The organism is Microbispora hainanensis, from assembly GCF_036186745.1.
Classification (GTDB): domain Bacteria; phylum Actinomycetota; class Actinomycetes; order Streptosporangiales; family Streptosporangiaceae; genus Microbispora.
In genome coordinates this window covers 3,638,443-3,650,577 of record NZ_CP108086.1, presented here as the reverse complement: position 1 = coordinate 3,650,577, position 12,135 = coordinate 3,638,443, and the positions used below count along the sequence as shown (strand labels likewise).

The 12,135-nt window shown below is 71.1% G+C and carries 13 protein-coding genes; 3 read left to right on the top strand and 10 right to left on the bottom strand.

The window, feature by feature from the left end; all coding sequences use genetic code 11:
• Positions 1-3 precede the first annotated feature (3 nt).
• The 5 genes from OHB01_RS17255 to OHB01_RS17235 form a co-directional block, all read right to left on the bottom strand.
• On the bottom strand, positions 4-549 hold the full coding sequence (locus OHB01_RS17255; RefSeq protein WP_328855647.1) for a MauE/DoxX family redox-associated membrane protein: 546 nt from the start codon (positions 547-549) through the stop codon (positions 4-6).
• A 99-nt stretch (positions 550-648) separates the two neighbouring features.
• A complete protein-coding gene (locus OHB01_RS17250) occupies positions 649-1,206 on the bottom strand; it encodes a hypothetical protein (RefSeq protein WP_142646407.1) in 558 nt (185 codons plus the stop codon).
• A 137-nt stretch (positions 1,207-1,343) separates the two neighbouring features.
• Positions 1,344-2,429, bottom strand: a complete 1,086-nt coding sequence (locus OHB01_RS17245; protein ID WP_142646409.1) for an FUSC family protein — start codon at positions 2,427-2,429, stop codon at positions 1,344-1,346.
• A 108-nt stretch (positions 2,430-2,537) separates the two neighbouring features.
• Positions 2,538-2,972 (bottom strand): nitroreductase family deazaflavin-dependent oxidoreductase, encoded by a 435-nt coding sequence (locus OHB01_RS17240; RefSeq protein ID WP_142646411.1) that lies wholly within the window; start codon positions 2,970-2,972, stop codon positions 2,538-2,540.
• A 207-nt stretch (positions 2,973-3,179) separates the two neighbouring features.
• Entirely contained in the window at positions 3,180-3,587 is a 408-nt protein-coding gene (locus tag OHB01_RS17235; protein ID WP_142646413.1) for a winged helix-turn-helix transcriptional regulator, read from the bottom strand.
• Positions 3,588-3,663: 76 nt separating this feature from the next.
• Here OHB01_RS17235 and OHB01_RS17230 point away from each other — a divergent pair, with 76 nt between their 5' ends.
• Complete coding sequence (locus OHB01_RS17230; RefSeq protein ID WP_142646415.1) at positions 3,664-4,506, top strand: SDR family NAD(P)-dependent oxidoreductase; 843 nt, start codon at positions 3,664-3,666, stop codon at positions 4,504-4,506.
• A 56-nt stretch (positions 4,507-4,562) separates the two neighbouring features.
• Here OHB01_RS17230 and OHB01_RS17225 read toward each other — a convergent pair whose 3' ends face one another.
• Positions 4,563-5,726, bottom strand: a complete 1,164-nt coding sequence (locus OHB01_RS17225) for an acyl-CoA dehydrogenase family protein (RefSeq protein WP_142646417.1) — start codon at positions 5,724-5,726, stop codon at positions 4,563-4,565.
• A gap of 187 nt (positions 5,727-5,913) precedes the next feature.
• Between OHB01_RS17225 and OHB01_RS17220 the strand changes: the two genes are divergently transcribed.
• On the top strand, positions 5,914-7,266 hold the full coding sequence (locus OHB01_RS17220; protein WP_205829999.1) for a UDP-glucose dehydrogenase family protein: 1,353 nt from the start codon (positions 5,914-5,916) through the stop codon (positions 7,264-7,266).
• Positions 7,267-7,323: 57 nt separating this feature from the next.
• On the opposite strand, the gene OHB01_RS17215 is transcribed toward OHB01_RS17220, so the two are convergent.
• Positions 7,324-7,923, bottom strand: a complete 600-nt coding sequence (locus tag OHB01_RS17215) for a TetR/AcrR family transcriptional regulator (RefSeq protein ID WP_221889886.1) — start codon at positions 7,921-7,923, stop codon at positions 7,324-7,326.
• A gap of 96 nt (positions 7,924-8,019) precedes the next feature.
• On the opposite strand from OHB01_RS17215, the gene OHB01_RS17210 reads away from it, so the two are divergent.
• Entirely contained in the window at positions 8,020-9,447 is a 1,428-nt protein-coding gene (locus OHB01_RS17210) for an MDR family MFS transporter (RefSeq protein WP_328855646.1), read from the top strand.
• A gap of 22 nt (positions 9,448-9,469) precedes the next feature.
• Here OHB01_RS17210 and purE read toward each other — a convergent pair whose 3' ends face one another.
• From purE to OHB01_RS17195, 3 genes are all read right to left on the bottom strand, one after another.
• Positions 9,470-9,973: a 5-(carboxyamino)imidazole ribonucleotide mutase gene (purE, locus tag OHB01_RS17205; RefSeq protein ID WP_142646425.1), complete on the bottom strand. Its 504-nt coding sequence runs from the start codon at positions 9,971-9,973 to the stop codon at positions 9,470-9,472.
• Positions 9,966-11,078, bottom strand: a complete 1,113-nt coding sequence (locus tag OHB01_RS17200) for a 5-(carboxyamino)imidazole ribonucleotide synthase (protein ID WP_419197588.1) — start codon at positions 11,076-11,078, stop codon at positions 9,966-9,968. The genes purE and OHB01_RS17200 overlap by 8 nt, the downstream gene beginning before the upstream one ends.
• A 90-nt stretch (positions 11,079-11,168) precedes the next feature.
• Complete coding sequence (locus OHB01_RS17195) at positions 11,169-12,131, bottom strand: hypothetical protein (RefSeq protein WP_328855644.1); 963 nt, start codon at positions 12,129-12,131, stop codon at positions 11,169-11,171.
• Positions 12,132-12,135: the final 4 nt, after the last annotated feature.

Here is a 12,135-nt window from a genome sequence, read left to right as displayed (position 1 = left end):
TCGTCAGGGTGAACTGGTGAACAGACCGGCGATCTCGCCGATCGCGGACAGCAGGACGGCCGCGGCCCCGGCCGCCAGGGCGACCGCGACGAACCCGGCTGGCCCGAGACCCGCGAGGACGGTCCCGGCGCCGGCCTGTACCGCACCTGCCTGTACGGCTCCCGCCGTCGCGGCGGCGAGGAGCACGGCGTTGCGGGCGAGATGACCGGGGCCCACGGGAACGGCGGAGGCGCCGAAGCAGCGGCAGGGGACCCGCCTGCCGCGCCGCAGGGCGACGACGATGGCCACGGTGAAGGCCACGAGCAGCCCGAGCGCGAGACAGAAGCCGGCGAGCACGGTGGGCGGCCAGGCAAGCAGCGGCGCGACGGCGGCCTCGGCGGTGACGACGAGCGCCGCGACGGGCCGGGCCGGCAGCCGCAAGAGGGGCACGAGGGCGCGGATGGCCGCCGTGAACTCCTCGTACGCCGTCCGCCCGCGCAGCTTGCTCACGGCCGACATGAGGAAGACGATCCCCGTGAGCAGCCGGCAGAAGGCGAAGAGATAGGCCACGGGCGTCCTCATCCCCGGTCGGGCGGGTGGGTCGCCCACCACGCTAGGAACAGCCGCGAGACACCGGATATACGACGGCTACACGCCGCGGTGTATTCGTTATGCGGCCATTTGGCCGATGTGACGCGGGGACTGCACAATGGACGACGTTTCACGCCGGCGAGGAATCGAAGCAGCGTGAAAACGTCCCGGAAACGCGACTTCGCGACGACCATCGACCAGCGGCTCCAGCGGACGGCGCAACAGGCCGTCGACGCGTACGTCCACCGCGACGACGCGCAGATCGCCACACAGGTCCTGATCGTCCCGGGCGAAGGGACCGTAAGGGCGATGGTCTCCAGCCGTGATCCCGACGGCGGGCGGGGACTCCAGCAGGGCACGACGGCGATGCCGTACGCCCTGGCCGCCGCGCTCGCCGCCGGCTGGCGATACGACGACGGTTTCTTCGTCGGGGACGCGTACCGTGCCCCGAGCTACCCGGCGTTCAAGAACTGCGCGGGCAGGCCCGTCGGCGATCCAACCCACAGCGTCCGCAACCGCGAGAAGGGCGGATCCCGGTTCGTCACCCTGCGGTCGGGCACCCGGGACGCCGTGAACACCTTCTTCATGCAACTGCAGGGGAAAGTGGGCCTGTGCGAGACCATCCAGATGGCCCATCTGGAAGAAGACGATGACCGAGGCGGTGCGGGGGACGCAGGAGACCCGCTTCACCCGGCCGGACACCGAGCGCTTCGGCGGCTGCCGCGACTCCTGCCCGCCGCGTTGATCGGCGACGGTGAGCGGGGCGTCCGCTCTCAGCCGCGCATGCTCTCGTCGAGCGGGGTGAGCGTGGCCGAGGCCTCGTCGTGCTCCATGCCGGTCGCCTGGAGCAGATCGACGGCGATGGAGCGCAACTGCGCGATGATGACGTTCGCCGAGAAGCCCAGGTGCTTGGGCCGCTCCCGCGCGGCGACGGCGAGCAACGCCTGCCTGGCCAGCGTCGGCTCGCGCCCGGCCCCCAGCTCCAGTTGGAGCAGCAGCGCCGCCTCCGAGACCTCGCGCAGCAGCTCGGCCAGCGCGACCGGCGGCGGCATGGGCTCCCCCATCGCCGCCAGCGTGCGGCGCACCAGCACCCGCGCGTTGCGCAGCGCCAGGTCCACCGGCAGGGCGGCGGTCTGATACCTGGCCAGCCTGGCCCGGTGATGCCGGCGCAGCGGCGAGATCCTGATGATCTCCTTGCTGTTGTCCAGCGCCGCAGTGAACTCCTCGACCGCGGTCTGGGTCCTGCGTCCGCATTCCAGGGCCTCGGCGGCCAGGTCCGCGTCGCCCTTCTCGATCGCCTCCGCCGCCTGTTCGAGCATGGTGGAGAACGCGTCGAGCACACCCGACAGGTGCCTGCCCGCGATGGTGAGCGGGCTGGCGGGCAGCAGGGCGACCGCGGCGATGCCGACGACGCCGCCGGTGAGCGCGTCCACCATCCGGTCCAGCCCGCCGCCGTCCGCGCCCGGCACCAGCATGGCGACCAGCACCGCCGACGACCCGGCCTGCGACACGAACAACTCGCTGCTGTTCAGCAGCCACGCGACGGTCATGGCCAGCGCGATCACGAACGCGAGCTGCCAAGGGCCCGAGCCGATCCACGACACGAGCAGGTCGCCGACGCCCACCCCCAGGCTGACGCCGATCACCAGCTCGGCCAGCCTGCGCAGCCGCCGGCCGGACCCGATGCCCACGCAGATCATCACGGCGACGGGCGCGAAGAGGGGGTTGGGGTGGCCGAGCAGATGTACGGCGACGAGCCAGGCCAGCGCGGCGCCCACGGCACACTGCGCGATGGAAGGCCCGATCACACCGAACGTGCCCAGCCGTTTCCTCCACTGATCAACGAGCCACGCGCGCACCCCTCCACAATCGCGAATCTTTATGACAGTGGGATCACATTTGCCCCGAAATCCTCTGGTTCGAGCCGTTCGCCGTACAAGGCCGGCGGCGGCGTCGCCAAGGCCTCTCTAGTTGATCCGGAAGACGGGGAAGCCCGGAGCGATCTCCCGCACCTGTTCCTCGGACGCGTTCGCGTTGAGTCCCTCGAAGAACCTTCCGACCTCCCAGCCCCAGCGCTTCAGGTACGCCCGGAGAACGGCCGGCTTCTCCTCATCGGAGAGCTCGATGGCGGTGAACGCTTCGACGCGGCGGCCCACGCGCAGCTCACCGTTCCCGGCGGCACGCAGGTTGCGGACCCACTGAGTGATACCCCGGGGTGCGACCAGATAGCGAGTGCCGTTCAGGGTCAGCACGTTCACCGGCGTGGTGCGCCATTCCCCGCTGGACCGGCCGCGGACGTACAGGATCCGGGATCCCCAGAGGCTGATCCCGAGCCGGGTCAGCCCTGCGACCGTCCGGTTGAAGAGGTGATCCATGCGGGTCGGTTCGATGTAGCGGGACATGGTCGACTCCTCGGCGACTCACTCCGAGAGCACTGCTCTCGCTTTAGGGCAAGCATGCCCGGAGACACGCTCACAGTCAAGAGCGGTGCTCTCTAGCTTGTACGCCGATCTCGCCGAAGACGTGGAAAACCCCGCCTCCAACCACGGGAGACGGGGTTTGCGCTGCTCAGGGCTGCTGGGGGGGCAGGGTGGGCTGCCCGCCGGAGGCTAGGCGCCGGTGTGCCGGAAGCGGGCCTCCCTGATGTCGGCCTCGTGCCGCACCGCCCAGTCGGCCAGCGCGGACACGGGCTCCAGCAGGGTGCGGCCGAGCGGGGTCAGGCTGTACTCGACGCCGGGAGGCACGGTCGGGTGCACCTCGCGGCGCACCAGGCCGTCGGTCTCCAGGGCGCGCAGCGTACGGGTGAGCATGCGCTGGCTGATGCCCTCGATCGCGCGGTGCAGCTCGTTGTAGCGATGGGGCCGGCCGCCGAGCAGGATCAGCAGCAGCATGCTCCATTTGTCGCCCAGCCGCCGGAACAGCTCCCCCACCGGGCAGGCTTCGAGCTCGTCGATCGGCACGGGACGGGGAAGCTCGTGGGCGAGTACGGAGGGAACACCAGTGTGCGTACCGGACATCAAACTGCCTTCTTTCCGCCTCTGACGTCGCAGCCCGACGATTGGACCAGCCGACCACCAGCCTATGGAGGATTCCGTGCCGGGCCGACGACACAAGACCGTCATCATCAGCGGGGGAACCGACGGCATGGGGCGGGCGACCGCCCTGGAACGGCTCGCGAGGGGCGATCACGTCACGGTGATCGGCAGCAGCGAGGCCAAGGGCCGTGCGCTGCTGTCCGACGCGGCGAGCCCGAACCTGCGGTTCGTACGGGCGGATCTTTCCTCGATCGCGGAGGTCGAGCGGATTGTCACCGACGTGGCCGAGCACCACGACTCGGTCGACGCGCTGGCGCTGTTCGCCAACCGGATCAGCTCCAAGCGCACGGAGACGGCCGACGGGCTGGAGTACACCTTCGCCCTGTACTACCTGAGCCGATACCTGCTCGGGACCCGCCTGCGGCCGCTGCTGAACGCCGCCCCCGACCCGGTGGTCGTCAACGTCGCCGGGGTCGGCGTCACCGCGGGCCGGATCGTGTGGGAGGACCCCCAGTTGACACGCCGGTACGGCCAGGTGCTCGCGCAGCTCCAGGCGGGACGCGCCAACGACCTGCTCGGCGTCGCGTTCGCCGCCCGGCCCGAGAACCGGGCGCGCTACGTCCTCTACCACCCCGGTTTCACCCGCAGCGGGGTGAGCGGCCACCGGAACCCACTGGTCCGCGGAGCCATCAGGGTGCTCGCGGCGTTCCTCGCGCGCCCGGTGGCCGAGTCGATCCGTCCGATCGTCGAGTGGATCGACCACCCGCCGGCCGGCGCGCTCACCGCGGTCGACCGCGGCAAGCCGGTCGACCACTCGCTGAAAACGCTCGATCCCGGCGACGCCGAGCGCCTGCTCGCCTACACCGAGGACCTGCTCGGCCGCCTCCGGGCGGACGCCTGACCCGACGGCGAACCCCGCCTGCCCGGTACGGCAGACGGGGTTTCGCACGTCAGCGGCTACTTGAGGAGCTGGCGGGCCATGACCATGCGCTGGATCTGGTTGGTGCCCTCGTAGATCTGGGTGATCTTGGCGTCGCGCATCATCCGCTCGACCGGGAAGTCGCGCGTGTAGCCGTACCCGCCGAGGAGCTGGACGGCGTCGACGGTGATCTCCATGGCGGCGTCGGAGGCGGCGCACTTGGCGGCGCTGGAGAAGAAGGTGAGGTCCTTGACCGGGGTGCCGCTCATGGCCAGCTCCGACTTCGCGGCGGCGGCGTAGGTGAGCTGGCGGGCGGCCTCCAGCTTCATCGCCATGTCGGCGAGCATGAACTGCAGGCCCTGGAAGTCGGCGATCGGCTTGCCGAACTGCTTGCGCTCCTTGACGTACCCGAGGGCGTAGTCGAGCGCGCCCTGGGCGATGCCGAGCGCCTGGGCGGCGATGGTGACGCGGGTGTGGTCGAGCGTGGCCAGGGCGGTCTTGAAGCCGGTGCCCGGCTCGCCGATCATGCGCGAGGCCGGGATGCGGACGTTCTCCAGGATGACCTGGCGGGTGGGCGAGCCCTTGATGCCGAGCTTCTTCTCCTTGGGCCCGAACGAGACGCCCTCGTCGTCCTTCTCCACCACGAACGCCGAGATGCCGCGGGCGCCGGCCGAGGGGTCGGTCACGGCCATGACCGTGTAGAACTCCGACACGCCCGCGTTGGTGATCCACATCTTGGTGCCGTTGAGCACGTAGTGGTCGCCGTCGCGCTCGGCCCTGGTCTTCATGGAGGCGGCGTCGGAGCCGGCCTCCGGCTCCGACAGGGCGTAGGAGAACATGGCCTCACCACGGGCGACCGGCGTGAGGTAGCGCTGCTTGAGCTCCTCGGACGCCGACAGCAGCAGCGGCACGGTGCCCAGCTTGTTGACGGCCGGGATCAGCGAGGACGAGGCGCACGCGCGGGCGACCTCCTCGATCACGATCACGGTGGCGAGCGCGTCGGCGCCCGCCCCGCCGTACGCCTCGGGGATGTGCACGGCGTGCAGGTCGGCCGCGACGAGGTCCTTGTAGACCTCCCAGGGGAACTCCTCGTTCTCGTCGGCCGCCGCGGCACGCGGGGCGATCTTCTCGTCGGCGATGGCCCGGACCGTCTCGCGGAGCATCTCGTGCTCCTCAGCGGGGGCGTAGAGAGGGAAGCTCATAAGGCCGATACTAGGACGTCCGACTAGAAAGTTACCAGTCAGTACGACAGCCTCCCTGACTGATCTTCTTGACAGGGGTGAGGAACCGGTTGCCTGGCATCGACCGGGGCGGACCGAGGGCCGTACCGTGGGGCCAAGGCGCCGGTTTGCCCAGGTGGTTCACAGGGCAGTTGACTGGCCCGGTACCATGCCAGATCACAAAGAGTCGGTAAGAGGGGAGCATGCCGTGCCGTACCGCCTCACTGTGCTGGGGACCGGATACCTGGGTGCAACGCACGCGGCGTGCATGGCCGAACTGGGCTTCGAAGTGCTCGGTCTGGATGTGGACCAGAGCAAGATCGAACGGCTGCAGCGCGGCGAGCTGCCGATTCACGAGCCCGGTCTGGAGGAGCTCCTCCGCCGCAATCTCGACTCGGGCAGGCTGCGCTTCACCACCTCATACGAGGAGGTGGCGAAGTTCGGCGACGTCCACTTCATCTGCGTGGGCACGCCCCAGAAGAAGGGCGAGCAGGCCGCCGACGTCTCGTTCCTGGACGCGGTCGTCGAGTCGCTGGCCCCGCACCTCGACCGCGAGTGCCTGGTCGTGGGCAAGTCCACGGTGCCGGTCGGCACCGCCGAGCGCCTCGCCGACAAGCTCGTACGGCTCTCGCCCGCGGGGATGCAGGTCGAGCTGGCCTGGAACCCCGAGTTCCTGCGTGAGGGCTTCGCCGTCCAGGACACGCTCCGCCCCGACCGGATCGTGCTCGGTGTGACCTCCGAGCGGGCCGAGAAGGTGCTGCGGGACGTCTACGCGCCGCTGGGCGAGATCCCGATCGTGGTGACCGACTTCCCGACGGCCGAGCTGGTGAAGACGGCCGCGAACGCGTTCCTGGCCACGAAGATCTCGTTCATCAACGCCATGGCCGAGCTCTGCGAGGCCGCCGGCGGCGACGTCACCCAGCTGTCGCAGGCGCTGTCGTACGACGAGCGGATCGGCGGCCGCTACCTCAACCCCGGCCTCGGCTTCGGCGGCGGCTGCCTGCCGAAGGACATCAGGGCGTTCACGGCCAGGGCCGACGAGCTCGGCGCCTCCCAGGCGCTCGCGTTCCTCCGCGAGGTCGACCAGATCAACCTGCGCCGCCGGGCCCGTACGGTCGACCTCACCCGCGACATCCTTGGCGGGGCGTTCGACGGCCGCAGGGTGGCGGTGCTGGGCGCGGCGTTCAAGCCCAACTCCGACGACATCCGCGACTCTCCGGCCCTGGACGTGGCCCTGAAGATCGCCGAGCAGGGCGGGCAGGTCACGGTCTACGACCCGGTCGCCCTGTCGAACGCGCGGGCGGCCCACCCCCACCTGGGGTACGCCGAGTCGGCCATGGAGGCCGCCCATGAGGCCGAGGTCGTGCTGCTGCTCACCGAGTGGCAGGAGTTCGTGACCCTCGATCCCGAGGAGCTGGGCGCGGTCGTCGCCGCCCGCACGATCGTCGACGGCCGCAACGCGCTCGACGCGGACACCTGGCGCGAGGCCGGCTGGGACTACCGCGCCCTCGGCCGCCCCTGATCCTCGCGCCGGCCCGGCGAGCCGGGCCTCACCGCACCGAGCCCGGCGAACCCGCCCTCACTGCGCCCTCAGACGGAGGAGGGGCAGGAAGACGTCGTCGACGATCTCGGCGATGACGTCCTCGGAGACCGGCCGCCCGGTCATCAGGAGCTCGTGACGGACGAGGTCGATCGGCAGCGCCGCCAGCCGCGGAGTGAGGCGCCGACGGTCGATCTCCCCGCGCGCGGCGGCGCGGTCGAGGATCTCGTCCATCAGATCGGGCCCCCCGCGTTCGGCCAGAAGCCGCTCTCGCAGGTCGGCCATCGTGGAGCCGGTCTCCGCGAAGAACTCGCTCATCTGCATGCTCATCACCACCGCCAGCTCGCCGCGCCGCTCCGACATCCACCGCAGCAGGGCCACGACGTCGTCGCGGAGAGAGCCGGTGTCGGGCACCGTGAGCCGGTTCTTCCGGCCGTAGTGCATGATCGCGGCCACCGCCAGATCGGCCCGGCTCGCCCACCGGCGGTAGACCACCGGCCGGCTGGTCTGGGCACGTGCGGCCACCCCCTCGAACGTGAAGCCGCCATAGCCGCCGCTGACCAGCTCGTCCCATGCGGCGTCGAGCAACGCCTCCTCCAGCTCGGCTCCACGCCGCCTGGTTGCGGTCTTCTCCGACACGATCTCTCCTCAAGATACACAAGCGCATCTTATTGACGGCACGACATCCAGAGGATTAGATACACAAGTGCATCTAATCTTGCTCCGGAGGTCGCCATGAGCACCGCAAGTCCGCCCGCCACCCGGGAACGCCTCGACCCGGCATTCGTACGGCTCTCGCTCGTCATGCTGACCGGCACCCTCGCCGTCGTCTTCGACACGACGATCGTCAACATCGCACTGGACACCCTGGGACGGCAACTGCACGTGCCGGTCTCGACCGTCCAGTGGATCACCACCGGCTACCTGCTCGCCCTCGGCATGGTGGTGCCGACGACGAACTGGCTGACCGGCCGTTTCGGCGGCAAGAACGTCTGGCTGGCCGCATTGACGATCTTCCTGGCCGGATCCGTCGGCGCGAGCCTCGCCCCGGACGCGGCGACGCTGATCGCCTTCCGCGTGGTGCAGGGCGCGGGCGGCGGTCTCATGCTGACCGTCATGCAGACGATCCTGGTCCAGGCCACGGGCGGACGGTCGCTCGGCCGCGCCACGGCGATCATCGGGCTGCCCGCCCTGCTGGGCCCGGTGCTCGGCCCGGTCCTCGGCGGCCTGATCGTCCAGCACCTCTCCTGGCGCTGGATCTTCTGGATCAATGTGCCGTTCTGCCTGGCCGGGCTCGCGCTGGCCTGGCGCTTCATGCCCGCGGGCGAACGCGACCGCGAAGCGCCGCTCGACTGGATCGGCCTGGTCCTGCTGTGCCCCGGCATCGCCGGGATCATCTTCGGCCTCTCCCGGGTCGGGGTCGGCGGCGGCTTCGGCCACGCCGACGTGCTGCTGCCGCTCATCGCGGGCGCCGCGCTCATCGCCGCCTTCGCCGTACGCGCGCTCGGGACGGACACGCCGCTCGTCGACCTGCGACTGCTGCGCAGCCCCTCGTTCAGTGCGGCGAACGCGCTGATGTTCCTGTCGGGCTTCGTCCTCTACGGCGCGATGCTGCTGATCCCGCTCTTCTATCAGCAGGTGGGCGGCAGGGACGCGTTCACGGCCGGTCTCCTGCTCGCCCCGCAGGGCATCGGCGTGATGCTGAGCAGGGGCCTGGCCGGCACGCTCACCGACCGCGTGGGCGCGCGCCCGGTCACCGCCGTCGGCCTGGTGATCACCGCGCTCGGGACGCTGCCGTTCGCCTGGGCCGGGCCGGACACCGCGACGTGGTGGCTCGTCGCCGCGCTCGTCGTACGCGGCGTCGGCCTCGGCGCCGTGACGATCCCCGTCATAAGCAGCGCGTACGAGGGACTCACCCGCGACGAGGTGCCGCACGCGAGCGTGATCACGAGGACCGCGCAACAGGTCGGCGGCTCGTTCGGCACCGCCGTGCTGGCCGTGGTCCTCGACAGCGCACTCGCCCGTCATCCCGGCGGCCCTTCGGACGCCGCGGCGGCCTTCGAGCACACGTTCTGGTGGTCGCTCGCCTTCACCGTGCTCGCACTGGTCGTGTCCGCGTGGCTGCCTTCCCGGCTCACCCGCCGCCCCACGGCAGCCGGATGAGCCGGGCTCACCGATGCCGGGGCTACCGGCCGAGCTGGGCCGCCTCGGCACGCAGCCGCTCCCCCTTGGCGTGCGCCTGGTCCCGCAGGGCGGCCTGGAACTCCTCCATCCGCCGCCGCAGGTCCTCGTCGGACGCCGCGAGGATCCGTACGGCGAGCAGCCCCGCGTTGCGGGCACCGCCGACGGCGACGGTCGCCACCGGCACCCCGGCCGGCATCTGGACGATCGACAGCAGCGAGTCCATGCCGTCCAGATATTTGAGCGGCACCGGAACGCCGATCACGGGCAGCGGGGTGACCGAGGCCAGCATGCCCGGCAGGTGAGCCGCGCCGCCCGCGCCCGCGATGATCACCTTCAGCCCGCGCCCGGCGGCGCGGGAACCATACTCGATCATCTCCGCGGGCATGCGGTGCGCCGACACCACGTCGGCCTCGAAGGACACGCCGAACTCGGCGACGGCCTCGGCGGCCTGGTGCATCACCGGCCAGTCCGAGTCGCTGCCCATGACGATTCCGACGTCAGGCATCCACAGGTCCCTTCAGGCAGGTGACGGCGTGGTGGGCGCGGGCCCGCACCTCGTCAAGGTCGGTGCCTAGGGCGGTGACGTGCCCGATCTTGCGGCCGGGCCGGACGTCCTTGCCATAGAAATGGATCTTGATGCCCGGGTCGTTGGCCATCACGTGCTCATAGCGCGAGTAGACGTCGGGGTCGGGCCCGCCGAGCAGGTTGGCCATGACGACGACCGGCGCGGTCATCGACGGCGACCCGAGCGGCAGGTTGAGCACGGCCCGCAGGTGCTGCTCGAACTGCGAGGTGCGGGCGCCCTCGATCGTCCAGTGGCCGCTGTTGTGGGGACGCATGGCCAGCTCGTTGACCACGAGCCCCGACTTCGTGACGAACATCTCGACCGCGAGGAGCCCGGTCACGCCGAGGTCGCGGGCGATCGTGAGCGCGATCCGCTGGGCGTGCGCCGCCTCCTCCTCGCCCAGGTTCGGCGCGGGCGCGATGACCTCGACGCAGATGCCGTCCTGCTGCACGGTCTCGACCACGGGATAGCTGACACCCTGGCCGTGCGCGGACCGGGCGACCAGCACGGCGACCTCACGCTCGAACGGGACGAACGCCTCGGCCATCAGGGCCACGCCGGTGGCGAGCACCTCGCGCGCCTCGTCGGGCGACTCGCACATCCACACGCCCCGGCCGTCATAGCCGCCGCGTACGGCCTTCAGCACCACGGGCCAGCCGTGCTCCTCGGCGAACGCCTCCACACCGGCCAGGTCGTCGACGCGGGCCCAGGCGGGGCAGGGCGCGCCGATGGCGGTGAGCCGCTCCCGCATGACCGCCTTGTCCTGCGCGTGGACCAGGGCGTCCGCCCCGGGGTGTACGGCGAGGCCGTCGGCGGCCAGGGCCCGGATGTGCTCGGTCGGCACATGCTCGTGGTCGAAGGTGACGGCGTCGCACCCCTTCGCGAACTCCCGGAGATCGTCAAGGTCGCGGTAGTCACCGAGCCGGGTGTCCACGATCACCTTGGCGGCGCTCTCGTCACGGTCGTTCGCGAGCACGCGCAGGTCGATGCCGAGCGCGATCGCGGCCTGCTGCGTCATCCTCGCCAGCTGACCCGCGCCGACCATGCCCACCACGGGCGGGGTCACGGGTGCGGTAGGGGGAACGTTCGGGCTGTTCACGACACGTCAGCCTACCTATTGCCCGGCGAAACCCCGTCAGCCGGATCCCTTGCGGATGTCGGCGAGGACCCTGCGCATGCCGATCGTCGTCATCGTGGTGTCCTTCGCAACCTTGGTCGCCAGCACCACGATCTCGCCGCCGGTGACGGTCGTGGCCGCGCCGCCCGTGAAGGCGCGTACGTCCGCGGCCCGATAGCGGGGGTGCGCGAGGGAGGAACGGCCCGAGCCCGGCTTCTGGGTGAAGACGACGCGCAGCGCGTGGAACACCAGCGCCCCGCCGGCGGGCAGCGCGAGCGCGCGGGCCGGTCCCTCGATGCGCACGTCGGTGGTCAGGCGATCGGGGCGGGCCCTGCCGGGGGCGCGGACCAGCTCCACGAGGAGGCGGCGCATGGGGTCGCCGGAGGCGAGGCGCACCCCGCTGACCCCGGCGCCGTCCACCCCGGAGGGATCGGTCAGGAACGCGACGTGCCGGGTGGGCGCGACCCGCGCCGCGACGGCCGCGTCCGGAACGGCCTCCGCGTCGAGCACCGCGCCGTCCATCGCGGGCGCCTTGCCGACGAGCAGGATAGGCCCGGCGCCGAGCCGCCATCGGCCGTCCTCCCATACGAAGACGAAGTAGGCCGGCTGGGGCTTGCGGGCCAGCACGGCGAACCAGGCGCCGTTCTCGCCGTCCTCGCGGCGGGGCAGCAGGAACTCCGGATCGTGGTAGGCCCGGAAGGCGGGCGCGGCGTAGCCGTCCCGAGCGGCCGCGCAGACCCCGCTCGCGATGGCGCCCTCCGCACCGGTCGTGAGCTGCTGGATCTGGGCGCAGTCGCGGTCCTTCCAGGCGTCCGCCAGGTCGCCGAGGCCGTCGAAGGCCTCCTGCGCGTCGGCCATGGTGATCTCGACCGTCGCCGGGGGCGTCTCGCCCGGATCGGCGGGGGTCTCGCGGAGGCCCTCGGTCCCACACCCCGCGAGCAGGACGAGGCCGAGACCGAGGGCCGTGAGTCTGCGGAACACGAGT

Bases quoted from the DNA above. Each gene is read 5' to 3' on its own strand.
- OHB01_RS17250 (WP_142646407.1), bottom strand. From the start codon at position 1,206: ATGGGCCATCTGGATGGTCTCGCACAGGCCCACTTTCCCCTGCAGTTG.
- OHB01_RS17240 (WP_142646411.1), bottom strand. From the start codon at position 2,972: ATGTCCCGCTACATCGAACCGACCCGCATGGATCACCTCTTCAACCGG.
- OHB01_RS17235 (WP_142646413.1), bottom strand. From the start codon at position 3,587: ATGTCCGGTACGCACACTGGTGTTCCCTCCGTACTCGCCCACGAGCTT.
- OHB01_RS17225 (WP_142646417.1), bottom strand. From the start codon at position 5,726: ATGAGCTTCCCTCTCTACGCCCCCGCTGAGGAGCACGAGATGCTCCGC.
- OHB01_RS17220 (WP_205829999.1), top strand. From the start codon at position 5,914: ATGCCAGATCACAAAGAGTCGGTAAGAGGGGAGCATGCCGTGCCGTAC.
- OHB01_RS17210 (WP_328855646.1), top strand. From the start codon at position 8,020: ATGAGCACCGCAAGTCCGCCCGCCACCCGGGAACGCCTCGACCCGGCA.
- purE (WP_142646425.1), bottom strand. From the start codon at position 9,973: ATGCCTGACGTCGGAATCGTCATGGGCAGCGACTCGGACTGGCCGGTG.
- OHB01_RS17200 (WP_419197588.1), bottom strand. From the start codon at position 11,078: ATGGTCGGCGCGGGTCAGCTGGCGAGGATGACGCAGCAGGCCGCGATC.